Annotated in this window: 22 protein-coding genes, 3 tRNA genes and 1 riboswitch; of the genes, 14 read left to right on the top strand and 11 right to left on the bottom strand. The window is 63.6% G+C overall.

Features of this window, described 5'->3' with window-relative positions; translation table 11 throughout:
• Positions 1–30: 30 nt before the first annotated feature.
• From xdhC to JMY28_RS08860, 4 genes are all read left to right on the top strand, one after another.
• Positions 31–1,089, top strand: coding sequence for a xanthine dehydrogenase accessory protein XdhC (gene xdhC, locus JMY28_RS08875; protein WP_201695521.1), 1,059 nt, complete (start codon positions 31–33; stop codon positions 1,087–1,089).
• 40 nt (positions 1,090–1,129) lie between these two features.
• The gene (locus JMY28_RS08870) at positions 1,130–2,191 is read left to right on the top strand and encodes an adenosine deaminase (protein WP_201695520.1); all 1,062 of its coding nucleotides are present in this window, start codon (positions 1,130–1,132) and stop codon (positions 2,189–2,191) included.
• Positions 2,192–2,384: 193 nt separating this feature from the next.
• Complete coding sequence (gene guaD / locus JMY28_RS08865) at positions 2,385–3,692, top strand: guanine deaminase (RefSeq protein WP_201695519.1); 1,308 nt, start codon at positions 2,385–2,387, stop codon at positions 3,690–3,692.
• A 46-nt stretch (positions 3,693–3,738) separates the two neighbouring features.
• Positions 3,739–3,894, top strand: a riboswitch (yybP-ykoY riboswitch).
• A 92-nt stretch (positions 3,895–3,986) separates the two neighbouring features.
• Positions 3,987–4,559 (top strand): TMEM165/GDT1 family protein, encoded by a 573-nt coding sequence (locus tag JMY28_RS08860; protein WP_201695518.1) that lies wholly within the window; start codon positions 3,987–3,989, stop codon positions 4,557–4,559.
• Positions 4,560–4,574: 15 nt separating this feature from the next.
• Here JMY28_RS08860 and JMY28_RS08855 read toward each other — a convergent pair whose 3' ends face one another.
• Positions 4,575–5,261, bottom strand: coding sequence for a DUF4136 domain-containing protein (locus JMY28_RS08855; RefSeq protein WP_201695517.1), 687 nt, complete (start codon positions 5,259–5,261; stop codon positions 4,575–4,577).
• 396 nt (positions 5,262–5,657) lie between these two features.
• Here JMY28_RS08855 and pepN point away from each other — a divergent pair, with 396 nt between their 5' ends.
• From pepN to JMY28_RS08840, 3 genes are all read left to right on the top strand, one after another.
• Positions 5,658–8,348, top strand: a complete 2,691-nt coding sequence (gene pepN / locus JMY28_RS08850) for an aminopeptidase N (RefSeq protein ID WP_201695516.1) — start codon at positions 5,658–5,660, stop codon at positions 8,346–8,348.
• Positions 8,349–8,603: 255 nt separating this feature from the next.
• On the top strand, positions 8,604–9,620 hold the full coding sequence (locus tag JMY28_RS08845) for a class 1 fructose-bisphosphatase (protein WP_201695515.1): 1,017 nt from the start codon (positions 8,604–8,606) through the stop codon (positions 9,618–9,620).
• Between the two features lie 66 nt (positions 9,621–9,686).
• Positions 9,687–9,762: transfer RNA gene (locus JMY28_RS08840), tRNA-Thr, on the top strand.
• Between the two features lie 83 nt (positions 9,763–9,845).
• Here the strand turns inward: JMY28_RS08840 and JMY28_RS08835 are convergent.
• The gene (locus tag JMY28_RS08835) at positions 9,846–11,663 is read right to left on the bottom strand and encodes a tetratricopeptide repeat protein (RefSeq protein WP_201695514.1); all 1,818 of its coding nucleotides are present in this window, start codon (positions 11,661–11,663) and stop codon (positions 9,846–9,848) included.
• Positions 11,664–11,814: 151 nt separating this feature from the next.
• Positions 11,815–12,777, bottom strand: coding sequence for a LysR family transcriptional regulator (locus JMY28_RS08830; protein WP_201695513.1), 963 nt, complete (start codon positions 12,775–12,777; stop codon positions 11,815–11,817).
• A gap of 117 nt (positions 12,778–12,894) precedes the next feature.
• On the opposite strand from JMY28_RS08830, the gene JMY28_RS08825 reads away from it, so the two are divergent.
• The 3 genes from JMY28_RS08825 (at position 12,895) to JMY28_RS08815 (ending at position 15,572) form a co-directional block, all read left to right on the top strand.
• Positions 12,895–14,013, top strand: coding sequence for an aldo/keto reductase (locus JMY28_RS08825; RefSeq protein ID WP_201695512.1), 1,119 nt, complete (start codon positions 12,895–12,897; stop codon positions 14,011–14,013).
• A gap of 551 nt (positions 14,014–14,564) precedes the next feature.
• On the top strand, positions 14,565–14,714 hold the full coding sequence (locus JMY28_RS08820; protein ID WP_027795377.1) for a hypothetical protein: 150 nt from the start codon (positions 14,565–14,567) through the stop codon (positions 14,712–14,714).
• A gap of 267 nt (positions 14,715–14,981) precedes the next feature.
• A complete protein-coding gene (locus JMY28_RS08815) occupies positions 14,982–15,572 on the top strand; it encodes a chorismate mutase (protein ID WP_201695511.1) in 591 nt (196 codons plus the stop codon).
• Positions 15,573–15,578: 6 nt separating this feature from the next.
• Here the strand turns inward: JMY28_RS08815 and JMY28_RS08810 are convergent, their stop codons facing one another.
• On the bottom strand, positions 15,579–16,745 hold the full coding sequence (locus JMY28_RS08810; protein ID WP_201695510.1) for an exonuclease domain-containing protein: 1,167 nt from the start codon (positions 16,743–16,745) through the stop codon (positions 15,579–15,581).
• Positions 16,746–17,024: 279 nt separating this feature from the next.
• A complete protein-coding gene (locus JMY28_RS08805; protein WP_028205165.1) occupies positions 17,025–17,228 on the bottom strand; it encodes a cold-shock protein in 204 nt (67 codons plus the stop codon).
• Positions 17,229–17,635: 407 nt separating this feature from the next.
• Between JMY28_RS08805 and JMY28_RS08800 the strand changes: the two genes are divergently transcribed.
• Both JMY28_RS08800 and JMY28_RS08795 read left to right on the top strand, forming a co-directional pair.
• Complete coding sequence (locus JMY28_RS08800) at positions 17,636–17,836, top strand: hypothetical protein (protein ID WP_081771740.1); 201 nt, start codon at positions 17,636–17,638, stop codon at positions 17,834–17,836.
• 538 nt (positions 17,837–18,374) lie between these two features.
• Positions 18,375–19,541, top strand: a complete 1,167-nt coding sequence (locus JMY28_RS08795) for a porin (RefSeq protein WP_201695509.1) — start codon at positions 18,375–18,377, stop codon at positions 19,539–19,541.
• Positions 19,542–19,627: 86 nt separating this feature from the next.
• On the opposite strand, the gene greB is transcribed toward JMY28_RS08795, so the two are convergent.
• Entirely contained in the window at positions 19,628–20,191 is a 564-nt protein-coding gene (greB, locus tag JMY28_RS08790) for a transcription elongation factor GreB (RefSeq protein WP_201695508.1), read from the bottom strand.
• A gap of 130 nt (positions 20,192–20,321) precedes the next feature.
• Here greB and JMY28_RS08785 point away from each other — a divergent pair.
• Positions 20,322–20,398, top strand: a tRNA-Arg gene (locus JMY28_RS08785).
• A gap of 77 nt (positions 20,399–20,475) precedes the next feature.
• Positions 20,476–20,552, top strand: a tRNA-Arg gene (locus JMY28_RS08780).
• Positions 20,553–20,641: 89 nt separating this feature from the next.
• On the opposite strand, the gene JMY28_RS08775 is transcribed toward JMY28_RS08780, so the two are convergent.
• The 5 genes from JMY28_RS08775 to JMY28_RS08755 form a co-directional block, all read right to left on the bottom strand.
• The gene (locus JMY28_RS08775; RefSeq protein WP_201695507.1) at positions 20,642–21,121 is read right to left on the bottom strand and encodes a phage protein NinX family protein; all 480 of its coding nucleotides are present in this window, start codon (positions 21,119–21,121) and stop codon (positions 20,642–20,644) included.
• A 208-nt stretch (positions 21,122–21,329) separates the two neighbouring features.
• On the bottom strand, positions 21,330–23,696 hold the full coding sequence (locus JMY28_RS08770; protein ID WP_201695506.1) for a RelA/SpoT family protein: 2,367 nt from the start codon (positions 23,694–23,696) through the stop codon (positions 21,330–21,332).
• 111 nt (positions 23,697–23,807) lie between these two features.
• Positions 23,808–24,011, bottom strand: coding sequence for a DNA-directed RNA polymerase subunit omega (rpoZ, locus tag JMY28_RS08765; RefSeq protein WP_006400783.1), 204 nt, complete (start codon positions 24,009–24,011; stop codon positions 23,808–23,810).
• A gap of 39 nt (positions 24,012–24,050) precedes the next feature.
• Positions 24,051–24,764, bottom strand: a complete 714-nt coding sequence (gmk, locus tag JMY28_RS08760; RefSeq protein ID WP_201695505.1) for a guanylate kinase — start codon at positions 24,762–24,764, stop codon at positions 24,051–24,053.
• A gap of 14 nt (positions 24,765–24,778) precedes the next feature.
• Positions 24,779–25,717: a YicC family protein gene (locus JMY28_RS08755; RefSeq protein WP_201695504.1), complete on the bottom strand. Its 939-nt coding sequence runs from the start codon at positions 25,715–25,717 to the stop codon at positions 24,779–24,781.
• Positions 25,718–25,867 lie beyond the last annotated feature (150 nt).

Here is a 25,867-nt window from a genome sequence, read left to right as displayed (position 1 = left end):
AACGTGCCGCCCCGTAGGGAGAACCGCCAGATGCAAGCCTGGCTTTCCGATCTGCAGCAACTGCTCGCGCACGGCGACGCCGCCGTGCTGGTCACCGTCGCGCGCGTCGAGGGATCGGCGCCGCGCGAAGCCGGCACGAAGATGATCGTCACGCGCGAAGCGGCCCGCCACACCATCGGCGGCGGCCACCTCGAATGGAAGGCCATCGAGATCGCGCGCCAGGTGCTGCGCGACGGCATGCGCACGCCGCACGCGCGGCGACTCGAGCGCCTCGCGCTCGGGCCGAGCCTCGGCCAGTGCTGCGGCGGCGCCGTCGTGCTCGCGTTCGAGCGCCTCGATGTGGCCGACCTCGGCTGGCTCGCCACGCTCGCGCGCCGCCTCGCGGCAGGCGCATCGACCGTGCGTAGCGTATCATTTCGCTCCTCGCGGAACGGGAGCCCCGAGGGCGTTGGCGCCGCAGCCGATCCGGCCATGCTTTCCGAGCCGGAGCCAGGCGTGGAAGCGCCCGACTGCCTGCTTTGGGAAACGGGCGGTGCGCTGCTCCTCACCGAGACGATTGCGCCGAACGACTTTCCTGTTGTGCTGTTCGGCGCGGGCCATGTGGGCGCGGCGCTCGTGCGCGTGCTCGGGACGCTGCCTTGCCGCGTGCTGTGGGTGGACGAGCGCGATGCCGCGTTTCCGACGCCCGACGCATTCGCGGTGCTGAACGCGCCCAACGTCGCGATCGACGCCAACGACGCGCCCGACGAAGCCATCGACACCGCCCCGCCCGGCACGAGCTTCATCGTGATGACGCACGATCATTCGCGCGACCTCGATCTCGCCGAGCGCATCCTGCGCCGCGGCGACTTCGTGTTCTTCGGCATGATCGGCTCGCACACGAAGCGCAAGCAGTTCGAGCACCGGCTCGCCGCTCGCGGCATCGACCCCATGCAGATCGCACGCATGAACTGCCCGCTCGGCGTGGACGGTATCGTCGACAAGTCGCCCGAAGTCATCGCCGTCTCGGCTGCCGCGCAACTGCTGCAGGCCATCGAGGCAGCGAAGCTGGCGAGCGCGGCGCATGCCCCCGCAACCCATTCCGCGTGATGTCAAACACTGAAGAACCCATAAGCGAATCGAACCGAACATGACGATCACGACCACCGCCAATACCGCCGCCATCGCAGAGGCGCTCGTCGAAAAGGCCGCCAACGCGCCGAAGGCGGAGCTGCACATCCATATCGAAGGCTCGCTCGAACCCGAGCTGATCTTCGCGCTCGCGCAGCGCAACAACGTGAAGCTCGCGTACGCATCGATCGACGCGCTGCGCGCCGCCTACGCGTTCACCGACCTGCAGTCGTTCCTCGACATCTACTACGCAGGTGCGAGCGTGCTGCTCACGGAGCGGGACTTCTACGACATGACGATGGCGTACTGCGAGCGCGCGCTCGCCGACAATGTCGTGCACACCGAAATATTCTTCGATCCGCAAACGCACACCGAACGCGGCGTTCCGGTCGAAACCGTGGTCGCGGGCATCGACCGCGCGCTCGCCGACGCGGAAAAGCGCGGCCTCACGAGCAAGCTGATCCTGTGCTTCCTGCGCCACTTGAGCGAAGCCGATGCGCTCGCCACCTTCGAAGCCGCGCGCCCGCTTTTCGAGCGCTATGCGCGCCTGATCGGCGTGGGCCTCGACTCGTCCGAGCGCGGCCATCCGCCCTCCAAGTTCGAACGCGTGTTCGAGAAAGCGCGTGCGTTGGGCCTGAAGCTCGTCGCGCACGCGGGCGAGGAAGGTCCGCCCTCGTACATCTACGAAGCGCTCGATCTGCTCAAGGTCGATCGCGTCGATCACGGCGTGCGCAGCATCGAAGATCCTGTGCTCGTCACGCGTCTGGCCGACACGCGCGTGGCGCTTACCGTGTGCCCGCTCTCGAACACCAAGCTGTGCGTGTTCGACGACATGACGCAGCACACGCTCAAGGCCCTGCTCGACAAAGGCGTCGCGGTGACCGTCAATTCCGACGATCCCGCCTACTTCGGCGGCTACGTCAACGAGAACTACCGCGCCATCATCGAAGCGCTCAAGCTCGACGACGACGAGGTGTACACGATCCTGCGCAACGGCTTCGAGGCTTCGTTCGTGACGCCCGAAGAGCGCGCCGCGCTAATCGCGAAACTCGACGCGAACTGGAATCGCGCAACAGCTTAAAGCGTGAACTAAAGCGCGAACAAAAACGCGGACTCGTCCGCACAGCAAGCCCCAGCCCGGGCTGTCACACGAATCCGGTCCAGCGCGCGAGCGCCGGACCGCGGGCCCTCTCGTGCCGTTTTTTCAGGAGCGGCACGCGTCATGCGGGGCATGCATTGGACGAATACCTGAATTTATCGGAGACGAAGTTCCCATGACTCAATCGGCTTACCGCGCAAAACTGTTGACGTTCACCGGCGACCCTGCGCAATCGTCCGACGCCGCTGTCTTTGACGAAGAGGGCGTCGTAATCGTCGAAGACGGCCACGTGCTCGCCTCGGGCGCGTGGTCCGCGCTCAAGTCACGCGTGAGCGATGGTGCGACGGTTCACAATCTGCGCGACAAGCTGATCGTGCCGGGCTTCATCGACACGCACATCCACTATCCGCAGACGGACATGATCGCGTCGCCCGCGCCGGGTCTGCTGCCGTGGCTGAACACCTACACGTTCCCGACCGAGCGCGGCTTTGAAAACGAAGCGGTAGCGCAGGACACGGCGCGCTTTTTCGTCGATGAACTGCTCGCCTGCGGCACGACCACGGCGCTCGTGTATTGCACCGTGCACAAGCAGTCCGCCGATGCGCTCTTCACCGCGAGCGAAGCGAAGAACCTGCGCATGGTCGCGGGCAAGGTGCTGATGGACCGCCATTGCCCCGAGTTCCTGCGCGACACGCCGCAAACGGGCTACGACGACAGCGCCGAGCTGATCGAGCGCTGGCACAACCGCGGGCGCCAGATGTACGCGCTCACGCCGCGCTTTGCGCCCACCTCGACCGAAGCGCAGCTCGAAGCCTGCGGCGCGCTTGCGAAAGCGCATGGCGACATCTTCATCCAGAGCCACGTGGCGGAAAACCCCGACGAGGTGAAGTGGGTCAAGGAACTGTTCCCGGGCCACCGCAGCTATCTCGACGTGTACGATCACTACGGACTCCTGCGCAAACGCGCGGTGTATGGCCACTGCATCTGGCTCGACGACGAAGACCGCCGCCGCATGGCGCACACGGGCACGGTCGCCGCGCACTGCCCGACCTCGAACCTGTTCCTCGGCAGCGGCCTGTTCGATTTCGACAAGGCGGGCGAATCGTCGATGCCCGTCACGCTCGCCACCGACGTGGGCGGCGGCACCTCGTTCTCGATGCTGCAAACGATGAACGAGGCGCACAAGGTCGCGCGCATGGGCGGCCACCACCTCACGGCCACGCGCATGTTCTGGCTCGCGACAGCGGGCGCTGCGCAGGCGCTCGATCTCGCCGACAAGATCGGCACGCTCGCGCCCGGCAGTGAAGCGGACTTCGTCGTGCTCGATGCACAGGCCACGCCGCTGCTCGCGCGGCGCACGGCGCGCGCCGAATCGTTGGAAGAACTGTTGTTCGCGCTCGCCCTGCTCGGCGACGACCGCGCCGTGTTCGAGACCTACGCAGCGGGCAAACGCGTGCACAGCCGCGACGGCGCGCACCGCTGACAGCCCCGCCCCACGCGGGTTGCAGGAAAATCCTGCGTGGTATAATCCGCCCCTCATTGGGGAGTAGCCGCCCCCGAATCGTGCCGCAGCGCCGCAGTGCCGGTCTTCGGACCGCGGGCTTGCCGCGCGCGAATTCGCGGGGGCGTCCGTCAACAGACTTGGCCTGTACGGCCATGGCGGACGCAGCCTTTATCCCGGGCCTGGCGAGACCGATGACCCATGACCGCCGCAACAGGGCCCGGCGGTTCGTGGGTCGTCGCTCGCACACATCACGGCCCGCGGATCCATCACAACGTGAACCAAGCCTTTCTGGTCTCCACCGGAGCGGTCGCGCTCGCCGAAATCGGCGACAAGACGCAATTGCTCTCGCTCGTGCTCGCGGCGCGCTACCGCAAGCCCGTGCCGATCATTCTCGGCGTGCTCGTCGCCACGCTCGTCAACCACTCGGGCGCGGGCGCGCTCGGCACATGGCTCGGCGCGTTCGTCACGCCGGGTGTGATGCGCTGGGCGCTCGCCGCCTCGTTCGTCGCCATGGGACTGTGGATTCTCGTGCCGGACAAGCTCGAAGAAGGCGAAGCGAACGTGAACCGCTCGCAGCTCGGCGTGTTCGGCGCGACCGTTGTGACCTTCTTTCTCGCCGAGATGGGCGACAAGACGCAGATCGCGACCGTCGCGCTCGCCGCGCGCTTTCACGACTTCTTCGGCGTGGTGGCCGGCACGACGCTCGGCATGATGATCGCGAACGTGCCCGCGATCCTGCTCGGCGACCGCTTCGCTCACAAGCTGCCGACGAAGCTCGTGCATGCCATCGCGGCGGTGCTGTTTGTCGTGCTCGGCGTGCTCGCGATTCTGGGCGTGGGGTTCTGACGCGCCTTGACGTGGCTATTTCGCCGCCGCGGCAGCACCGCCCTGCCCCGCACCCGCCGGGGCCGCGCCGGTTTCGTTCGGCGCGCCGCCGCTCTTGCCTAGCGGAATCTTGACCTCCGTCACCGTGCCGTTGGCCAGCGGGAAATTCCCGAGCGCGCTCTGCACGAGAAACGGCATCACGCGCACGAGCGAGGGATCGTCGCCCGACGTGCGCGCCTGCACGTTATAGACCTCCTTGCCGCTCGCCCTTTCGGTGATGCGAATGCCGAGCGCATGCGAGTACACCGGATACGTCTGGTTCACGTAGGCGGGCTGATACGGTCCCCATGCGCCCCACGGGTTCCAGGGCCCCCAATACGGGCCCGGCCAGGGGTTGTAGAACACCGGCTGCGCAACCGTCACCGTGTCCGTGCGGCTGCCGTACGCAAGGCCCACGAGATAATGCGCCTGCGGTTCGGCCACGAGGTGGAACGCGTGCATCGCGAGCCCGTTGGCGACGAACTGCTCGTAGGTGCTCTGCTCGATGCTCTGGCTCTGCTCAGGGCTGCGTGTGAATGCAAAGGTGCGCGTGGCGTCGCTGCCGCCGTCCCATGCGGAGAAAGCGGTCACCTGGCTCGTCACGTAAGTCGTGCAGCCGGAGAGCGTGAGTGCGAGCGCCGCCAGCATCAGGAGGGCGCGGCGGGTCCATCTGTCGTGCATCATGGTCTTCTCGTAGCAGTGTTGCTTCAGTTGGAAAAGTGCAGTCGTGGGGGCCGCTTTCTCCGATACGAACTTTGCGCCGCGCTTATTCCATGCCGGCTCCATGTCCGATCCGTGCGCGCTCCGCGCCGGTCGTGTCTTGTTTTGTGGTCCGCGTTGTGGTCCGCTTTGTGGTCCATTACGGCGCGGCAGGGCCTGATCATACTGACTCGCGACGCGGCGCGAAAGTTCGGGGGCCGAGCCCTGACGGACAAAGCGGCCCGAGCCTTTGTACAATGAGGCGAACCGCCGTGCTCACGCGACGGCAGGCAGCGCCCAACGGGCGTCCACGCCGCCGCGGCCGGCCAATCCGATCCACACGATCGATCCACACCGATCCGACACGCCCCTATCCAGACCATGTCCGATACCGCCACGCCCACCGTGATCCGCCGCGAAGACTACGCACCGCCCGCGTTTCTGATCGATACCGTCGACCTCGAATTCGACCTTGCGCCTGAGCGCACGGTCGTCAAGAGCACGTTGCGCGTGCGTCGCAATCCCGACGCGCAACCCACCGCGCATCTCGAACTCATGGGCGAGCAGCTCGAATTCATTGGCGCGGCCATTGACGGCAAACCGTACGCGAGCGTGCGCGCGCACGAGCACGGCCTCACGGTCGAGAACGTGCCCGAAGCCTTCGAGCTCACGCTCACCGGCGCGTGCGACCCAGCCGCCAACACCACGCTCTCGGGCCTTTACGTGTCGAGCGGCAACTTTTTCACACAGTGCGAGGCCGAGGGCTTTCGCCGCATCACGTGGTTTCTCGACCGCCCCGACGTGATGGCGACCTACACGGTCACGCTGCGCGCCGACAAGCTCGCCTACCCGGTACTGCTCTCGAACGGCAACCTGATCGCGCAAGGCGACCTGGCCGACGGCCGTCACTATGCGAAATGGGAAGACCCATTCCGCAAGCCGAGCTACCTGTTCGCGCTCGTGGCGGGCACGCTCGTGGCGCTGGAAGAACGCATCGCGTCCGGCTCGGGCAAGGAAAAGCTGCTGCAGGTATGGGTCGAGCCGCACGATCTCGACAAGACGCGTCACGCAATGGACTCGCTCATCCACTCGATCCACTGGGACGAGCAGCGCTTTGGCCTCGAACTCGATCTCGACCGCTTCATGATCGTCGCCGTGAGCGACTTCAACATGGGCGCGATGGAGAACAAGGGGCTCAACATCTTCAACACGAAGTACGTGCTGGCGAATCCCGAAACGGCCACCGATGTCGATTTCGCGAACATCGAAGCCGTGGTCGGCCACGAGTACTTTCACAACTGGACTGGCAATCGCGTGACCTGCCGCGACTGGTTCCAGCTAAGCCTGAAGGAAGGCCTCACGGTGTTCCGCGACCAGGAGTTCTCAGCGGCGATGTCGGGCGGCGACGAAAACGAAGCCGCGCGCGCGACCAAGCGTATCGAGGACGTGCGCGTACTGCGCCAGATGCAGTTCGCCGAGGACGCGGGCCCGATGGCGCACCCGGTGCGACCGGAGAGCTACGTCGAGATCAACAACTTCTACACGATGACCGTCTACGAGAAAGGCGCGGAAGTCGTGCGGATGTATCAAACACTGCTTGGCCGCGACGGGTTCCGCAAGGGCATGGACCTGTACTTCCAGCGCCACGACGGCCAGGCCGTGACCTGCGACGACTTCCGCCACGCGATGGCCGACGCCAATGACCGCGACCTTGCGCAGTTCGAGCGCTGGTACAGCCAGGCGGGTACGCCGCGCGTGAGCGTGACGACGAGCTACGACGAAGGCACGCGCTGCTACAGCGTGACGCTCACGCAGGGCTACGCGAGCGGCTCGCCCGCCGCGCGCGAAACGCAAAAGGGCCCGCTGCACATTCCGTTTGCGATCGGCCTGATCGGCCCGGACGGTGCGGACCTGCCTCTGCGCCTCGAAGGCGAAGCCGCCGCGCACGGCACGACGCGCGTGCTGGAGCTGACCGACGCGCAGCAGACCTTCACGTTCGCCGATGTGATGGGCAAGCCCCTGCCCTCGCTGCTGCGCAACTTCTCGGCGCCGGTCATCGTCGACTACGACTATGGGAACGACGAACTCGCTTTCCTGCTCGCGCACGACAGCGACGCCTTCAACCGCTGGGAAGCGGGCCAGCGCCTCGCTACGCGCGAACTGCTCGCGCTCGCCGCTCGCGCCGCCGCGGGCCAGCCGCTCGAAATCAACACCGCGCTCATCGATGCATTCCGCCGCGTGCTGACTGACGAATCGCTCTCGCCGTCGTTCCGCGAGCTAGCGCTCATGCTGCCTTCGGAAACTTATCTTGCCGAGCAGATGAGCGAATCCGATCCGGCCGCCGTGCACACGGCGCGCCAGTTCGTGCGCAAGCAACTGGCAGCAGCGCTGAAAGGCGAATGGCTCGCGGCCTATGAGCGCAATGTCACGCCGGGCGCGTACGAGCCAACGCCCGAGGCGGCCGGACACCGCGGGTTGAAGAACCTTGCGCTCTCGTATCTCTCGGAACTCGACGATTCCGCGCAAGCGGTGCGACTCGCCACGGCGCAATACGACGCTGCGAACAACATGACTGATCGTTCGGCGGCGCTTTCCGCGCTGTTGAACGTGCAGGCGGCCACCGGCGGCGACGTCGCGCACAAGGCGCTCGAAGACTTCTACGTGCGCTTCGAGAAGGAACCGCTCGTCATCGACAAGTGGTTCGCGCTGCAGGCCACGCAACGGGGCACGGCGCAACGCCCGACCATCGAAACGGTGCGCTCGCTCATGGGTCACCCGGCGTTCAACATCAAGAACCCGAATCGCGCCCGCTCGCTGATCTTCAGTTTCTGCGCCGCGAACCCCGCGCAGTTCCACGCCGCCGACGGCTCGGGCTACGCGTTCTGGGCCGACCAGGTGATCGCGCTCGACGCGCTCAATCCGCAGGTCGCGGCGCGCCTCGCCCGCAATCTCGAACTGTGGCGCCGCTTCACGCCCGCGCTGCGTGACGCGATGCGCGCGGCGCTGGAGCGCGTCGCCGCGGAAGCCAAATCGCGCGACGTGCGCGAGATCGTCGAAAAAGCGCTGGCTTGATCAGACGAAATGACGGGAAACGCGCGGCGCCTGAGCCGCACCGCGCGGCAACCCACGAACCGGCCTTCGGCCGGTTTTTTTTGCGCATTTTTTCGTGATTATTTTTGGCGGCGCGCTCCCACCCGCCACCGCGCGAAAAGCCGCTCCAGCCAGCCGGGCCGCGTCCCGGCGCTTTATTTTGCGCGGCTGTGCGGCGGGCGGTCACAGTCGAGCGGGTAGAATTGCGCTATTCCCAAGCGTATCCGGAGTACTGCAATGGCTTTGCAACGTCGCACCACCCTCACCAAGTACCTGATCGAGCAGCAGCGCGAGCACCGCAACCTGCCCGCCGATCTGCGTCTTTTGATCGAAGTTGTCGCGCGCGCGTGCAAGGCGATCAGCTTCAACGTCAGCAAGGGCGCGCTCGGCGACGCGCTCGGCACGGCCGGCAGCGAGAACGTCCAGGGCGAAGTGCAGAAGAACCTCGACATCCTCTCGAACGAGATCCTGCTCGACGCCAACGAATGGGGCGGCAACCTCGCCGCCATGGCCTCGGAGGAAATGGAAACGTTCTTCCCGATCCCGGCCAACTATCCGAAGGGCGAATACCTGCTGGTGTTCGACCCGCTCGACGGCTCGTCGAACATCGACGTGAACGTGTCGATCGGCACGATCTTCTCGGTGCTGCGCTGCCCGGACGGCCAGCAGCCGACCGAAGAATCGTTCCTGCAGCCCGGCACGAAGCAGGTGGCCGCAGGCTACGCCGTGTACGGCCCGCAAACGGTGCTCGTGCTTACGACCGGCAACGGCGTGAACTGCTTCACGCTCGACCGCGAACTCGGCTCGTGGGTGCTCACGCAGAGCAACATGCGCATTCCGGAAGAAACGCGCGAATACGCGATCAATGCATCGAACGCACGCCACTGGTATGAACCGGTTCAGCAGTACATCGGCGAGCTGAACGCCGGCAAAGATGGCGCGCGCGGCGACAATTTCAACATGCGCTGGATCGCCTCGATGGTTGCCGACGTGCACCGTATCCTGAACCGTGGCGGCATCTTCATGTACCCGGCCGACAAGCGCGATCCGTCGAAGCCCGGCAAGCTGCGCCTGATGTACGAAGCGAACCCGATGTCGTTCATCGTCGAGCAGGCGGGTGGCATGGCGACCAACGGCGAGGAGCGCATTCTCGACATCCAGCCTACGAGCCTGCATGAGCGCGTAGCCGTGTTCCTCGGCTCGAAGAACGAGGTCGAGCGCGTCACGCGCTACCACCACGAAGCGAAAAAATGAAAAAAGATGAGGAAGGGGCTTGCATAGTTCGCGGCAACTTCCTATAATCTTTCTTCTCTGATGCACGCCGGAATAGCTCAGACGGTAGAGCAGCGCATTCGTAATGCGAAGGTCGGGGGTTCGATTCCTCTTTCCGGCACCAGAATTAAAGCAAAAAGCCCAGTCTTCGGACTGGGCTTTTTGCTTTGTGCCCTCGCCTGCGATCGGTGCTGAACGGCGGCTGCGTCACTCCTTCGGCGCCAGCGCATCCAGCGCCTCGCCCACCTCTGCGAGCACGTCATCCCATTGCCCCAACTCGCGCTGCCTGAAAAGTCGCGCCGACGGATACCAGGGACTATCGGAGCGCTGCGTCATCCAGCGCCAGTCCGTGCAGGTCGGCAGCAGGATCCACACCGGCACGCCAGCCGCACCCGCAAGATGCGCGACAGAGGTGTCGACGGTCATCACGAGATCGAGCGACTGGACAATGGCGAGCGTGTCCGCGAAGTTCGCGATCTGCGGCCCGAGCGGTGTGATGTCGACGTCGTGAGGCAACGTGTCCAACTCGCTTTGCGCGCCGCCCTTCTGCAGCGAAAACCATGACACACCACGCCGGGCGAGCACAGGCAGTAACGTGTGCAGCGCAAGCGAGCGGTAGCGGTCGAGTTCGTAATCGGGGTTCCCAGCCCATACGAGCCCCACGCGGAGTCTGCGCGTACCACGATGCGCCCCGCCGGAAAGCCGCTCGCGCCAATCGGCAACGCACCCAGGCGGCGCTCCCAGGTAAGGCATTGCCAGCGGAAGCATGTCCACCGTCAGCTTCATTGACGCTGGAAAGCGGAACATGCGGCTCCAGAAGTCGTAGGGACCAGGCGGCAACGTCGTCCAGGCCTTGTTCACGCCGCGCGCGCATGCCGCGACATCGCCAATCGCCTTGTCGACCCAAACATCGACCGTCGCGCCCCGGCGCTGCAGCCAGTCGATGTAGCGCAAGGATTGAAGCTGATCGCCCAGCCCCTGCTCGCCGATCAGCAAAAACCGCCGCCCGTTCACGGCCTCACCGGACCACTCCGGAAAGGCGGGACGCACGAGCGTACTGTTCTGCGGCAAGCGTTCGTGCCAGTGATAGTGCCGCCACCCTCGCTCGAAATCGCCGTCGCGCAGCATCGTGACGGCGGCGTTGAACTGCACATGTTCGTCCTCGGGCAGCAAGCGCGCCGCCTCTGCGGCGTGATGGCGCATGCGGCCATGCTCGCCAAGCATGTTCGACGCGTAGCTCGCGTTGTGATGCAGCTTGCCGCGGGTCGCATCGACCGCAAGCCCCTCCAGCGCGACCTGATACGCGTCGTTGAAGCGATGGATTTCGTTGAGCCGCAACGCGAGGTTCTCGAGCGCTGCCGCGTTTGCCGCGAACTCGGCTCGCATCTGCGAGATTTGCGCGTTCAGTTCCGTGGGGCGTTCGAGACGCGCGAGGACCGTTAGCAACTCGAGCCCATCTGCGAGCCGTGAGGTTCCCACTGCGTGTGCGCGGCGCAGATACTCCGCGGCCGCTTCCAGGTACGCGTCTTCGAGACACAATCGCGCCAGGCACCGCAAGGCGTGATGAAGCGAGGGCTCATAGTCGAGCGCCTTTTCGTAGTGCATGCGCGCCTCGGCGCGGCGCTTCGCCAGCTTGAGTACATCGGCCAGGTTGCGGTGCAAGCTAGCCGTGCCGCCGCTGAGCGCAATCGCACGATAGTAGAACGCCTCGGCAGCAACATGCTCGTTCGCCATCGCCGCGAGTAGGCCGCGATGCTCCCACAGCTCGGCGCGTTCGGGCGCCGCGCCGATTGCGCGTTCGAGATGGTCGCGTGCGAGGTCGTGTTGTCCGTCGCGAAAATATGAGAGCGCCAGGCGATGCAACACGTGTGCGTTGTGCGGCTCGTGCTCGAGCAGCTCCTGGTAGGCGAGCAGCGCGTCACGCGTTCTGCCCAGGTCGAAGTGCTGGTCTGCGAGCGCAAGCGCCGCCTTCGTGTGCGCTTGCTCGACCGAAGCTTCGGCCGGCGTGGTGACATGGTCGCTCATCGTAGGATCGCGCCGGCAATGTGGCGCACGGGTCTGTTACGTTGCTATCTGGAAAGGGGTGTACTGCTGGGCGTCGTGCGGACCTTGCGTCAGCATCTTTTAAAGATAAGCAAAATCGCCGTGCGACCGAATCAGACGTATCTGAAAACGGCTACGCGAATCCAGGCCCCCCACGCTGCTCGCGCAGAAAGTCGATGAACGCACGCAGTTTGGGCGGCAACTGGGCGCGCCCGGCCGTATACAAATAGAAGCCGGGAAACGACGCGCCCCACGACTCGAGCACCGGCACGAGCCGGCCTTCGTCCAGCGGCGAGCGCACGTAATCCTCGATCACGTGCAGGAGACCCACGCCCTGCTCCGCGGCGCGCACCATCGTGCGCAGATCGTTGGTCACGAAGCGGCCCTCGGTGACCACGTCGAACATGCTCCGGGGATCGTCGGGCTGCGCGAACTCCCAGCGGTAGACGCCGCCTGTCGCGAAGCGATAGTGCAGACAATCATGCGCGGCCAGATCGTCGGGGGTGACGGGGCGCGCGTGGCGTTCGAAGTATGCCGGCGAGCCCACCACGACGATGCGAATCGGCCCGCCGATCGGCACAGCAACCATGCCAGGCGCCACCGATTCGCCCAGGCGAATACCCGCGTCGAAGCCCTCGCCCACCAGATCGGCAAAACCGTCGTCGAGTGCGAGTTCGAGCTTGATCTGCGGAAAACGCGCCATGAAGTCAGCGAGATGCGGCATGACGAGCAACTCGCTCGCCACGCGTGGCAGATTGATGCGCAGCGTGCCAGCGGGCTCATCGCGCGAAGCGTCGAGCGCGTCGAACGCTGCCTCGATCTGAGCCAGCGCGGGCTGCACGCGCGCGAGAAACTGCGCGCCCGCCTCGGTCAGCGCGACGCGGCGCGTCGTGCGATTGAAGAGCCTCACGCCGAGTTGCGCTTCGAGCGCACGCACGGCTTGGGATAGCGCCGAAGTCGAGAAGCCCGCCGCGGACGCCGCGCGCGTGAAGCTGCCATGCCGTGCGACGGCAGCCACGGCGAGCAGAGCGGGCAGGCGTCCCGCCAGCCCGGACGCGGCGGCCGGCGCTGACGCCGGATTGGAAACCGGGCCCATGCAGCCTCCATTGTGAAGCTCAGCTTCACAGTAATTTCAGGTGAACCCGATTTTTCCACAAAAAGGAAAGGCGCAAGATGAGTTCGCGTTCGCCACCCATCCTTTAAGGAAGCCGCCATGAATCTCGACAGCTACACCCTGCTCGGCCGCTCTGGCCTGCGTGTCAGCCCCATCGCTCTGGGCACGATGACGTTCGGCACCGAATGGGGCTGGGGCGCCGACGAAGCCTGCGCACAGCGACTCTTCGACCTCTATGTCGACGCGGGCGGCAACTTCATCGACACCGCCGACCTCTATACGGAAGGCACAAGCGAAACCTGGGTGGGGCGCTTCGCGGCGGCGCGCGGTCTGCGTGAGCGGCTCGTCATCGCCACCAAGTATTCCTATAACGCGGAATCGGGCAACCCGAACGCTGGCGGCAACCATCGCAAGAACTTGCTGCGTGCGCTCGACGGCTCGCTCAAGCGCCTTGGCACCGACTACATTGATCTCTACTACCTGCACACGTGGGACCGCATGACGCCCGCCGACGAAGTGATGCGCGCCATGGACGACGCGGTGCGCGCGGGCAAGATCCGCTACGTAGGTCTCTCCGACGTGCCCGCCTGGTACGCGGGCCGGGCGCAAACGCTGGCCGATTGGCGCGGCTTCGAACCGGTGGCGGCCATGCAACTCGAATACTCCCTGATCGAACGCAACGCGGAGCACGAATTTGCCGACCTGGCGACGCAACTCGGCATGGGGCTCGTGCCGTGGAGTCCGCTCGGTATGGGCGTGCTGTCGGGGAAATATCGGCCGTCGCAGGCAAGCGAAGGCGTGCACGGTGTGGGCCGCCTGCAGACGGTGGGCGCGAAGCCGCCGCCCGGCTTCGACAAGCTCTCTGCGCACAACTTCGCGATCGTCGCCGAGCTCGAGCGGGTCGCGTACGAGGCCAACCGGCCCATGGCGCAAGTTGCGTTGAACTGGCTATATCAAAAGCGCGGCGTGGCGAGCATCATCGTCGGTGCAACCCAAGCTGCGCAACTCGAACAGTCGCTCGGCTCGCTCGACTTCACACTCGCCCCCGAACTGGTCGCGCGCCTCGACGCAGCCTCCGAACCCGCGCACCCGTTTCCGTACTACATGTTCGCGGACGGCCACCAGTCACGCATTCACGGCCAGGTGGACGTGCGTGCGACACCCGCAAACCATGCTCACGTGCAACGCGTGCCGGCGCCGCCGGAGGACCAAACGTAACGAATTATCGGAGTGCATCAATACGCCGCGCCCGAATGCGCGGCTATTTACGTACGTTCGGTCATTAAGTCGCGACCAAATGACGCGGAACAAAGTATTAATCGCCCAATCGGATGGAAACGGACACTTACATAGTTTTAATTCTTATTAACGTTTCGACGTCAACGGCTAAGCATAATCATCCGTTGTAGACCAATGATGGGTGCACGCTGATCCGGACGGACCCGCCCGCGCTTGCGGCGCCGCGCAACACAGGCGCGGAAAGGTGCAAGCGCGAACGCGGGTCTCAGAGCCGGGGGAAGTGCGATTGAGGCGTTGTGCGACTGCAGCAGCCGCTGTGCGGGAGATTCGGAGAATGAGGAGCCGAACTTGATTCACGCAGCATGCGCAAGTGCGAAGGACATCTCAACAATTATATTCCCGCGCCGTTAATCATTTGTATCGCTGTGCGAAGAAAGCAACACGCGTGCGAGAAAAGCACTGTTACCGTAAGCGGGACTAGCGCAGCAGAAGTGCCGAGCCGGATAATCGGCTTACATAGGAGAAAGATCATGGACGCCAAACCGCCAAGGATTCCGACCCCGGACCAAGTCTTCAGCCCGGATCCGGAACCGGTGGCCGTTGAGTTTCTCGGCGACGAATTGCCTGCTCACGTGCGGGCTTTTCTGGACGAGCAACGCAAGGCACACGAACAGAAGTGACGGGGCTACGCACACGTTCGCTCTCGCGTGGGTTTTGAGTGACACCGCGCGCTGCAGACGTTCGTGTGCAAATCGACACGCGTAGTTAGGGGACGCGCGTGTGATGCTGCGCGCGCGTTTTTGCGCCGTAGCGGTTAGCGCTCGGCACGCTCGATCGAGAGCGCGGCTTCATGCCACTGTCGCGATTCGACCTGCGCGCCGTTAGATGCAAGCGCACCATAACCGGCTATGCTTCGGTTTTTATTGCCGGCGTCTTTCCTCCACTCGATGACATTGCTGACTCGCGCCAGCGCGCGTTGCGCTGCTGCGCTGCTCTTCGCCCTGCCGATCGCCCCCGTCCATGCCGACGGTGACGACACTGCCCTGACCAACCTTGTCGCCCTCGTTTCGCAGCGGCTGGCGCTCGCCGAGCCGGTCGCGCACTGGAAATGGCAACATCAGAAGCCGATCACCGATACGCCCCGTGAAGACGCCTTGATCGCCGACGTGCAAAAGCGCGCCAAGGCGGCCGGTGTCGATCCCGCGTTTGCGCGTGCGTTCTTCCGCGATCAGATCGATGCCAGCACGCAAATGCAAAAGTCGCTGTTCGACACATGGCGTGCCTCGCAGGCGCCCAGCGACCCGGCGCCGGATCTCGCCACGGCCACTCGACCCCAACTCGACAGACTCACGGGCCAATTGATCGGCGCACTCGCACGCGTGCAATCAATGCGCGGCGCACCGGATTGCCCGGCGCGCGTCGCACGAACGGTTGCGAACTGGAAGGAACTCACCCGATACGACTCCGCGCGCACGAATGCGATGAATCAGGCGCTTGAGCATGTGTGCGAATCGGGCGGCGTAGGCGGCGTCGCTTAAGGACCGCTAGGCCGCGCTCGTGAGGCGGTCAGCCTCGGAAGGCTGCAGCACCTGCACGCGCAGACCGCGTTCGAAGTGCGTCTGCAGAATGCGCCAGGTCGAAAGCTCGAACACCCGCTCAGCGCTTCGGTCCACCAGCGCCTCAGCCTCAGTCGCGCTGGGAAAGGCACCCATATAGCACCAGCGATCGATCAGGTGATAAACGTCGGCGCCGTTGGTCGAGTCCCGCTCCGGCACGACCACCGCGCCGTCGAACGGCCAGGGCGTCGCCCCAAGGTCGACGGGGTCGCGCTTCGACGCACGCGGCACGCGATTGAACGAGGGCTTGAGCGTTGCGATCCATTGCGCCTCGACAAGGAGCGCGCCAAGCTCGCCGCCCGTCGCACGCCACTCCACGCGGCGCACCTGCTGCGCCATCCGCTGTTCGCGTGAAGAGCGCCGATCCCCCGAAAGATGCGCGCGCACACGCTGGCGCACCCGTACGCTGCGCCCCACGTAGAGCGGCACGTCGTTCTCGCCGTAGAACGCATAAACGCCGTGACCCGCGGGCGCGGTGTCGATCAGTTCGTCGGTGATGTCGCCGGCCAGTACGTGACGGCGCGTCGTGCGCTCGATCTGCGACGCCAGCGCTTCCCCCGGCACCAGCGCGGGCAGGCGCTGCCAGAACTGCCAGAGGAGATCGGCGTCGGCGAGCGCGCGATGGCGGTCCGATGGCACGAGTGCATGGCGCTCGACCAACGCGTCTAGCCCGTGGCGCTTCTCACCCGGGAAAAGCGCCCGCGACAGGCGCACAGTGCACAGCACATCGGGGTTGAAGGAATAACCGGCACGCTCGAACTCTGCCCGCAGGAAGCCGCGGTCGAAGGCCGCGTTGTGCGCGACGAAGAGCTTGCCGGCGAGTCGCCCATGGAGCTGAGCCGCAATGTCGGCGAAGCGCGGCGCGCCGCGCACCATCTGGTCCGTAATACCGGTGAGCTGCTGAATAAAGGGCGGGATAGGCTGACCGGGATCGACGAGGGTGCTCCATCGTGTCACCTGCCCTTGCGCCACCTCCACCACCCCAACTTCGGTAATCCGGTGCTCGCTTACTGAGCCGCCGGTCGTCTCGAGGTCTACGAAAACAATGGGAAGGTCGCCGGCGGCCTGGGCGGCGCTCAAGGAGGATTCAAACATGGTGAAACGACAGGGGAAATGGAAAACGGCCCAAGTATGCACTGTTTGCACGCCACGCGCCGACAGTCCCGGCAGCCTAAGCGCGACTCTCGTCTTTTAGTGCAAACCCGAATCAGGAAAATTGCAAGATCCCAGGGTTTTCCCGATTAAATGCGCGACTAAAAACCGTGACCACTAATATTGCCTGAATATCAATATGCCAAAAATGAAAAAGCCCCGGGGTTCGCCCGGGGCCTGGTGTTGATGAGCGCTCGCGCAGCGAGCGCTCGCACGCTGCACTTACAGCGGCTGAATATTCGCGGCCTGCTTGCCCTTCGGACCGACCTTGACGTCGAACGACACACGCTGGTTCTCCTTCAACGACTTGAAGCCGTCGGCGCGGATTTCCGAGAAGTGCGCGAACAGATCGTCGCCGCCGGCGTCAGACGTGATGAAGCCAAAGCCCTTCGCATCGTTGAACCATTTGACGATACCGGTTTCCATGTTTCAGTTTCCCTCGAGATTTTAATGACGCGGGTAATAACCCTCACGCCGTATCCAGCCAATTCCCGCCGTCCCGCTTCAGCGAATTCTTTAAATTGCAGCGGAACGAAAATCAGCTTTGCCGTTATACGGGGAACGTCAATCGCCAGTCAAGCGAATTTTTTATAACAGCTTTCCCGATTCGACGATAAAAGCGGTATGCATCAAAAAGTCGCAAGAAAATCGTATGCGATCCGAATTTATATATAAAAACACGTCATTTTTACGCGACTATCCTGCTTACGTCATTTCTACCGGGAAGTTTTCCCGAAATGTAACAATTCGTGTCAAACGTAAGTGTTTCTCCCGGTTGTTCGAGTAATACATTCAATTCATGATCCATATTATTAGCGGCATCGGAGGTCATCATGCTGACAGCTCTGCGGCGATGGATTCACTGGCTCGTTCAAACGGACGGGATTGCGCCAACGGCTGAGGAAGCCGAAACCTATGGCGCATGGCATGGGGACCACTGGCACAACCTGCTGTGTTCCCCTATGGACGCAAGGCACTACGTAATGGAAGACTGGAGCCTGCAGCCTGAGCCACCGCAAGCGGGCACCCAGTAAGGGGCGCGCGTAGCGCGCATGGCCTGAAGACGGGCAAAAAAAAGCGCGGCAGAAAAGGCCGCGCCGACAAAGGTTTGGAGATCTTTTTCGTCAACGAAAAAGTCTGCTTCGGAAAGCAGCGATTGAAGTATAGCCGGGCCCAGGTCTGACGATTAAGTCTGCGGCGCACAATCATCTGTTACGCCGGGCGCAATAATCAGTTGAGACCAATTTAAACCGTTTTTCGCAATCAATTGTTGTAGCGATCGCACAACGCTCGCGCGGTTGACAGTTTCATTCCCTCCCTGAGAAATCCGCTCAAAGCCTTTAGCAGCAGGGCTTAAGACGAGCGCGATAATCATTTCCGATATCGCAATACTTTATTGCGAAATTCGGAATACCCCCTCTCCGAGCACCCTCTCTACACTCTGCCTGTCTGGAAACCGACTTGGACGGATTAATTCGTACCACGCGAACTTTGCCTCTCGCTGCGCTTCGCATGGACGGTTTCCCAAACGGGGTTCGACGAAACCCACCTCTGTTCTCGGAGTTTACAAAGATGAAAAAGACTCTCATGGTCGCCGCCCTGACGGGCATTTTTGCAACGGCTGCACACGCGCAAAGCAGCGTTACGCTGTACGGCCTGATCGACGCAGGCATCACCTACTCGAACAACCAGCGCGTGAGCGCAACGAGTGGTCACAGCGCGTGGCAAGCCACGAGCGGCACGGTCAACGGCAGCCGTTGGGGCCTGCGCGGTGCTGAAGACCTCGGTGGCGGTCTGAAGGCCATCTTCACGTTGGAAAACGGCTTCAACATCGACAACGGCAACCTCGGTCAAAAGGGCCGCATGTTCGGCCGTCAAGCGTTCGTGGGTCTGGCTAGCGACCAATACGGCGCGGTCACCCTCGGTCGTCAGTACGACTCCGTCGTCGACTACCTCGCACCGCTGTCGAACACCGGCACGCAATACGGTGGCACGATCGCTGCTCACCCGTTCGACAACGACAACCTGAACAACTCGGTTCGTTTCAACAACACGGTCAAGTACTCGAGCGTCAACTACGCTGGCTTCAAGTTCGGCGGTACGTACTCGTTCTCGAACAGCACCGAATTCGCGAACAACCGTGCTTATAGCTTCGGCGCGACGTATAACTACGCCGGCCTGAACTTTGCAGCTGCTTACCTGCACGCGAACAACAACATCAACAACCCGCAGTTCAACGCGGCTACGTTCTCGGGCGCACAAGCAGGCGACTACACCTTCGGTGCAGCTCGCCAAAGCACGTTCGGCGGCGGCGTGAACTACACGTTCGGCCCGGCAACGGCAGGCTTCGTCTACACGCAGACGCAACTGGGCAACGCGATTGGCATCTCGCCCACGCAGTCGGGTACGGCTAACGGCATCGCTCTTAACGGGAACAGCGTACGTTTCCAGAACTTTGAAGGCAACATTCGTTACGCTCTGACCCCGGCTCTGAGCCTGGCCGGCGCATACACGTACACGCGCACGAACTTCGGCGGCGGCGTGAACCCGAACTACAACACGGTTTCGCTCCAGTCGGACTACGCTCTGTCGAAGCGCACCGATGTGTACCTCCAAGGCAACTGGCAGCACGTCTCGTCGAACTCGGCGAACATCGGACCGTACCTGAACGGCCTGACGTCGGCTTCGGCAACGCAAGACCAGGTTGCTGTGACGGTTGGTATGCGTCACCGCTTCTAAGCAGCACGCTGCTGGCCGCCTTGGCCAGCACTGCAGCTGAAAAAGGCACCCTCGGGTGCCTTTTTTTCATTTCTGCCGCAGTCTGATTACGCGGCTGCCGGCGGATAGTGCACGTCCAGAACGTCGATCGGCTCCGGCCCCGCTGGCGTGTGCAGCGTGACCTGATCGCCTATCTTCGCCTTCAGTAGCGCCCGCGCGACAGGCGAAACCCAGCTCACGTGCCCCTGGTCGAGATCGACCTCGTCGATGCCGACGATCGTGATCGTGTGCGCCTCGCCGTCCTCGGTGCCGTACTCGACGGTCGCCCCGAAGAACACCTGGTCCACGCTCTCCTGCCGGCTGCTGTCCACGACTTCAGCCAGATCCAACCGCTTCGTGAGAAAGCGGATGCGGCGGTCGATTTCGCGCAAACGGCGCTTGCCGTAGATGTAATCGCCGTTTTCGGAACGATCGCCGTTCGAGGCCGCCCATGAGACGAGTTTGACCACCTCGGGCCGCTCCTCGTCTATCAGGTGCAGCAACTCGCTGCGCATGCGCTCGTAGCCGGCGGGCGTAATGTAGTTCTTCGTGCCGGCGGGAATCTCGGGGTGACCGGCTTCGAGATCGTCGTCGTCGTTGTCGGTCGATTCTTTGACAAAGGCCTTGTTCATGATGGGATCACTGCGGTATGTGTGTACTAACTCACTCACTACTGCCAGCGTACACGAATCACGCCCCAAGACAAATCGCGATAAGGGTCTTCCCTTTTTTCGAACCCCTGCTATAATCTCACTTCTGCGTGCGGCTGTAGCTCAGTTGGATAGAGTACTTGGCTACGAACCAAGGGGTCGTGGGTTCGAATCCTGCCAGCCGCGCCACTTATTCGAAGCGTTTCCCATTTAATCTGGGAAGGGTTTCAAGCAGTATATCGTTGTACGTAGTATCGTTTTAGCGTGCGGCTGTAGCTCAGTTGGATAGAGTACTTGGCTACGAACCAAGGGGTCGTGGGTTCGAATCCTGCCAGCCGCACCACCCATTGAAGGGCCTTTCCGAATGGAAAGGCCCTTTGTCTTTTCAGCTGCAGAATTGTGTGCGCCTGCCGTCTCGTGCGAGGCAAGACCCTAGCGCGGCGGCGTGCCGATGTCGCCGATCTGCGCGTCGGGTCGCGGCAAGTCCTCCACGTCGCCAATCGCGCTGGGCTCCCCTACAGGCTCCATGCCCATGCCCAGCAGCGCCTGAGGCTGTCGCAGCATCTGCCCTACCGTCTCACCAAAGCGGCTTGTGACGAACGCCCGCAGCAGCGCCTCGCGCGTGGTTTCTCCGTGGGCTTTCACTGCACCCGATTCGCCCTCGAACTCCGCCACACAGGAAGCCGGCTCGCCTTCGCGAAGCTCGACGCGCTTTGCGCGGTCTAGCACCACGCCGGCCGCCTCCCACGAATCGGTAGGCATGAAGCGGCCATCCCATGGACGCCCGCGATCGTTGCCGCGCACGGCGACTGTCTCGCCACTGTCGGTGAAATAGATTTCGCGCACGAAGTCCGGCAGACTGCGCGCCACCCAGTAATCGAGCGCGAGGCCGGTCAGCTCAGCTACGTTCATTGCGAGTCCCTCGTTTCGGGTCGAAGGAAGATGGCGAAGTGACCGGCGAGCCCGGTCAGGCTGCCGCGAAGATGCGGCAATGAGAAAACGGTAGAGTACCGCGCGATACGCTCAGTGGGAGTGGTCCGTGCCACGGAACAGCACTTCCCGACGCGGGGCGCCCGGAGCTACGTGCCCCGAGCTTCCCGCCCAGAGCCACGCGCCCCGCTCAATAATCCGCGCGTTCGCGTTCGATGCGCATGCCGCCGTCGTGGCGATGGTGCCCGTCGTCGCTCGAACGCTCACGCGCGATGCGCATTACGTCCGGATTCGTGCGCACCCGGCGCATGACGTTCGCGAGGTGCACGCGGTCGCTCACCTGGATCACGAAGCGCAACATGTTCGATTCCTGTGCCAGATCGTCGTCCATCGCGATGTGCACGATGTTGGCGTCCGCCGACGTGATGTCGGCCGCCACCCGGGCGAACACGCCCTTGGTGTTCTTCACGAGCACCTTCACCGCGACATCGAACAGACGCCCCGGCTGCGGCGCCCACGCTACGTCGATCCAGCGACCCGGGTCGCGCCGGTGGATACGTTGCGCGACGCGGCAGTCGGTCGTATGGATCGCCATACCGAGACCGATGCCGATGTAGCCCATGATGCTGTCACCAGGGATCGGGCGGCAGCAAGCCGAAAGCTGCACCGACATGCCCTCGGTGCCCGTGATGACTACGGGCGGCGCCGGCGGCGCATTCGGGTCGCGCGGCGGATGATGATGATCGGCGTCGTCGGCATCCTGGCCGCTCATCAGCACTTCGATGCGCTTGGCCATGACCGCCGCCACGCGCCGGCCAAGACCGATGTCGGCGAAAATTTCCTGGCGGTTCTTGTTGCCGGTCCACTGGACCAGCTTTTCCCACACTTCCGGCGTGACTTCCGAAAGCTGGTAGCCGTAGCCCTTGAGCGCCTGATCGACCAGTCGTTCGCCCAGCTGCACCGACTCCGTGAGACGCATCGTCTTCAGGTAGTGCCGGATCGCCGAACGTGCCTTGCCGGTGCGCACGAAGCCGAGCCACGCCGGATTCGGCTTGGAGTACGGCGCTGTGATCACCTCGACGATGTCGCCGCTCTTGAGTTCGGTACGCAGCGGCAGCAGCTCGTTGTTGATCTTCACGGCCACGCACTGGTTGCCGAGGTCGCTGTGGATCGAATAAGCGAAGTCGAGCGCCGTGGCGCCGCGCGGCAGCGCCATGATTTTGGACTTCGGCGTGAAGACGTACACCGCGTCCGGGAACAGGTCGATTTTGACGTGTTCGAGGAATTCGCTCGAGTCGCCGACTTCGCTCTGGATGTCGAGCAGTGACTTGAGCCACTGGTGCGCGCGCTTCTGCACATCGTTGAGATCTGCGCCACCGTTCTTGTAGAGCCAGTGCGCGGCCACGCCCGCTTCGGCGATCTCGTGCATCTTCCGCGTGCGCACCTGGAACTCGATAGGCGCGCCGAACGGGCCCACGAGCGTGGTGTGCAGGGACTGATAGCCGTTCACCTTGGGAATGGCGATGTAGTCCTTGAACTTGCCTGGAACCGGCTTGTAGAGCGCATGGAGCGCGCCGATGCAGGTGTAGCACTCGAGCGCCGATTCGACCACGACGCGAAAACCGTACACGTCGAGCACTTGCGAGAACGACAACTGCTTGTCGCGCATCTTCTTGTAGATACTGAAGATGGTTTTCTCGCGGCCCGTCACTTCGGCGTCGAGCTTCGCGTCGGCAATCGCGCGCTGCACCGCTTCCAGAATCTTGCTCACCACTTCGCGGCGATTGCCGCGCGCGGCCTTCACCGCCTTTTCGAGCGTGGCGTAGCGATTCGGGTTGAAGTTCGCGAAGCTCAGGTCCTGCAGCTCGCGATAGGTGTTGTTCAGGCCAAGACGGTGCGCGATGGGAGCGTAGATGTCGATCGTCTCGCGCGCCACGCGGCGGCGCTTTTCGGGAGGAACCGCGCCGAGCGTGCGCATGTTGTGCAGACGGTCGGCAAGCTTCACCAGAATCACGCGCACGTCGCGCGCCATCGCGAGCAGCATCTTGCGGAAGTTTTCCGCCTGCGCTTCCTCGCGGTTGCGAAACTCCATCTTGTCGAGTTTCGACAGGCCATCGACCAGTTCCGCGACCTTCGCGCCAAAGCGCTCGGCGAGTTCCGCCTTGGTCACGCCCTGGTCTTCCATCACGTCGTGCAGGAGCGCAGCCATGATGGACTGCGCGTCGAGCTTCCAGCCGGCGCAGATTTCCGCGACGGCGACGGGATGGGTGATATAGGGTTCGCCGCTCTGGCGATATTGCCCGAGGTGGGCTTCATCGCTGAAGTGGAACGCCGCCTTGACCTCCTTGATTTCCTCGGGGGTGAGGTAACCGGAGAGCGCAGCGGTCAGATTGGCGATGGAGACAACCCCGTGCTTGCGGGGCTGCTCCGGCGTCGCGGTCGGCCCGAACAGATGGCGAAACGACTGTTCGAGGACCGCGTCGATGTAATTGCGCGCAGGGCTCGCAGTCTCGGCTTCCTGGTCCACGTCGGTGGCCGGCGAGGGCGTGGTGCTCATGTTCCCCTCCGTATCAGGTTTGGCGTTGACGACTAAAGCCGTTTGATGCAACTGCGCGCGGTACGAACTACATGCCTAACGACAATGCGGGCAATGCGTCCGAATGCGCCCTTAGACGGGCACCTTCTTCAGCATTTCGAGGCCGACCTGGCCAGCCGCGATCTCGCGCAGCGCGACAACAGTTGGCTTGTCGCGGCTTTCGATCTTGGGCGTGTGACCTTGTGCGAGCTGGCGGGCGCGATAAGTCGCAGCGAGCGCCAGTTCAAAGCGGTTCGGAATCTGTTTCAGACAGTCTTCGACGGTGATGCGGGCCATGTCGGGTTCCTTCTCATTCTCACAGGTTCTTATTCTACCTTATGTGCCCGATGCGCCGGGCTGCGGCTGGTGGATACCGAGCTGCACGAAGAGCTCGGTATGCCGCGCGTATTGCGAAGCGAACCGCAAGCGCGTGGCGCTCACGATATTGCGCAGCTCCTGCAACGCGCGATCGAAGTTCTCGTTGATCACGACGTACTCCGATTCGCTCGCGTGTGCGATCTCGCTGCCCGCTGCAAGCAGGCGTCGCGTGATGACGTTCGGCTCGTCTTCGCCGCGCTTTTTCAGGCGGTCGGCGAGCGCTTCGAGCGACGGCGGCAGGATGAAAATTTCCACGGCATTGCGAAACTGCTTCTTCACCTGCTGCGCGCCTTGCCAGTCGATTTCGAGCAGGACGTCATGCCCGATTTTCATCTGGTCTTCGATCCACACGCGCGAAGTGGCGTAGTAGTTGCCATGCACTTCCGCGCTCTCGAGAAACTCGCCCGCGGCGTGGCGCGTGAGGAAGTCGTCGACGTTCGTGAAGTGATAGTGCTCGCCGTCGCGCTCCTTCGAACGCGGCGCGCGCGTCGTGTACGAAACCGACAGGCGGATCGCGCTGTCTTCGGCGAGCAGCGCGTTCACGAGCGTCGACTTGCCCGCACCCGAAGGCGCCACCACCATGAAGAGGTTGCCGGGGTACATGCCCGCGTACGGATTGCGCTTCTTGTCGTGCTTCGCGTCCGCTTTGGGGGCGCTACTGTGGTCGGTCATGTTCGTTGCTTCCTTCATTCGAGATTCTGGACCTGCTCGCGCATCTGCTCGATGAGCAGCTTGAGCGTCATCGAGGCGTCTGCGAGTTCCTTCGCCGCCGCCTTCGAGCCAAGCGTGTTCGCTTCGCGGTTGAGCTCCTGCATCATGAAGTCGAGACGCTTGCCGACGCGGCCGCCCTTCTCGATGACATGCCGCGTTTCGTTCAGGTGCGCCGTGAGGCGCGAGAGCTCTTCAGCGATGTCAATGCGAATGCCGTACATCGTCACTTCCTGGCGAATGCGCTCGGCGATTTCTTCGCGCGAAATATTGCCGATGCTGCCACCGTTGCCATTGCTGTCCGGCGCGGCGATGCCGAGCGCTTCCTGCAGACGCTCGACGATCTTCTGCTGGTGCTTCGCGATCAGCTCCGGCACGAGCGGCGTGATGCGCGCGACGATCGCCTCCATTTCGGTGACGTTCGCAAGCAGCATGTTGGCGAGCTGCGCGCCTTCGCGAGCGCGCACTTCGATCAGGTCGACGATGGCCTGCTTGCCGCAGCCGAGCACGGCGTCGCGCAGCAGGTCGGCCGCCACGCCGCTTTCCGCCAGCACGCCGGGCCAGCGCAGGATCTCGCCCGTGCGCAAGCGGCCCGACTCAGGAAACGCTTCGAGCACGGCGCGCTCGAGCCCGGCGAGCTGATCGAGCGCGTCGCGGTTGAGCGCGCCCGCGTTGGCGCCCTGCTCGCTGCGCTGGATGTTGATGCGGATGTCGACCTTGCCGCGCGAGAGCTTCGTCATCAGCATTTCGCGCAGCGTGGGCTCGCACACGCGCACGTCTTCGGGCATGCGGAAGTTCAGGTCGAGAAAGCGCGAATTCACCGTGCGCAATTCGACGGAGACACTGGCGCCGCCCGTGCCCGAAGCCGCAGCAAGCTCGCGCGTCGCGCTGGCATAGCCGGTCATGCTGTAAATCATGGTTCGTCTCGCGAAGAAAGCCGTGGCGTCGTGCGCAGGGCGCGCGCGGGTCACGGCGGGGGAATCGAGGCGCCCGGCGTGGTGTCGCGAATGGACGATAGCGCGGGGCGGAGAAACTGCATTATCCCATTTTTGAGGGCACGCCTTCGC

It is taken from the genome of Paraburkholderia hiiakae (assembly GCF_904848665.1).
Lineage (GTDB): Bacteria > Pseudomonadota > Gammaproteobacteria > Burkholderiales > Burkholderiaceae > Paraburkholderia > Paraburkholderia hiiakae.
This window is presented reverse-complemented; position numbering and strand designations above follow the sequence as displayed.

Excerpts from the sequence above, each read along its gene's own strand:
- xdhC (WP_201695521.1), top strand. The coding sequence starts at position 31 with ATGCAAGCCTGGCTTTCCGATCTGCAGCAACTGCTCGCGCACGGCGAC.
- JMY28_RS08870 (WP_201695520.1), top strand. The coding sequence starts at position 1,130 with ATGACGATCACGACCACCGCCAATACCGCCGCCATCGCAGAGGCGCTC.
- guaD (WP_201695519.1), top strand. The coding sequence starts at position 2,385 with ATGACTCAATCGGCTTACCGCGCAAAACTGTTGACGTTCACCGGCGAC.
- JMY28_RS08855 (WP_201695517.1), bottom strand. The coding sequence starts at position 5,261 with ATGATGCACGACAGATGGACCCGCCGCGCCCTCCTGATGCTGGCGGCG.
- pepN (WP_201695516.1), top strand. The coding sequence starts at position 5,658 with ATGTCCGATACCGCCACGCCCACCGTGATCCGCCGCGAAGACTACGCA.
- JMY28_RS08845 (WP_201695515.1), top strand. The coding sequence starts at position 8,604 with ATGGCTTTGCAACGTCGCACCACCCTCACCAAGTACCTGATCGAGCAG.
- JMY28_RS08835 (WP_201695514.1), bottom strand. The coding sequence starts at position 11,663 with ATGAGCGACCATGTCACCACGCCGGCCGAAGCTTCGGTCGAGCAAGCG.
- JMY28_RS08830 (WP_201695513.1), bottom strand. The coding sequence starts at position 12,777 with ATGGGCCCGGTTTCCAATCCGGCGTCAGCGCCGGCCGCCGCGTCCGGG.
- JMY28_RS08825 (WP_201695512.1), top strand. The coding sequence starts at position 12,895 with ATGAATCTCGACAGCTACACCCTGCTCGGCCGCTCTGGCCTGCGTGTC.
- JMY28_RS08820 (WP_027795377.1), top strand. The coding sequence starts at position 14,565 with ATGGACGCCAAACCGCCAAGGATTCCGACCCCGGACCAAGTCTTCAGC.
- JMY28_RS08815 (WP_201695511.1), top strand. The coding sequence starts at position 14,982 with ATGACATTGCTGACTCGCGCCAGCGCGCGTTGCGCTGCTGCGCTGCTC.
- JMY28_RS08810 (WP_201695510.1), bottom strand. The coding sequence starts at position 16,745 with ATGTTTGAATCCTCCTTGAGCGCCGCCCAGGCCGCCGGCGACCTTCCC.
- JMY28_RS08805 (WP_028205165.1), bottom strand. The coding sequence starts at position 17,228 with ATGGAAACCGGTATCGTCAAATGGTTCAACGATGCGAAGGGCTTTGGC.
- JMY28_RS08800 (WP_081771740.1), top strand. The coding sequence starts at position 17,636 with ATGCTGACAGCTCTGCGGCGATGGATTCACTGGCTCGTTCAAACGGAC.
- JMY28_RS08795 (WP_201695509.1), top strand. The coding sequence starts at position 18,375 with ATGAAAAAGACTCTCATGGTCGCCGCCCTGACGGGCATTTTTGCAACG.
- greB (WP_201695508.1), bottom strand. The coding sequence starts at position 20,191 with ATGAACAAGGCCTTTGTCAAAGAATCGACCGACAACGACGACGACGAT.
- JMY28_RS08775 (WP_201695507.1), bottom strand. The coding sequence starts at position 21,121 with ATGAACGTAGCTGAGCTGACCGGCCTCGCGCTCGATTACTGGGTGGCG.
- JMY28_RS08770 (WP_201695506.1), bottom strand. The coding sequence starts at position 23,696 with ATGAGCACCACGCCCTCGCCGGCCACCGACGTGGACCAGGAAGCCGAG.
- rpoZ (WP_006400783.1), bottom strand. The coding sequence starts at position 24,011 with ATGGCCCGCATCACCGTCGAAGACTGTCTGAAACAGATTCCGAACCGC.
- gmk (WP_201695505.1), bottom strand. The coding sequence starts at position 24,764 with ATGACCGACCACAGTAGCGCCCCCAAAGCGGACGCGAAGCACGACAAG.
- JMY28_RS08755 (WP_201695504.1), bottom strand. The coding sequence starts at position 25,717 with ATGATTTACAGCATGACCGGCTATGCCAGCGCGACGCGCGAGCTTGCT.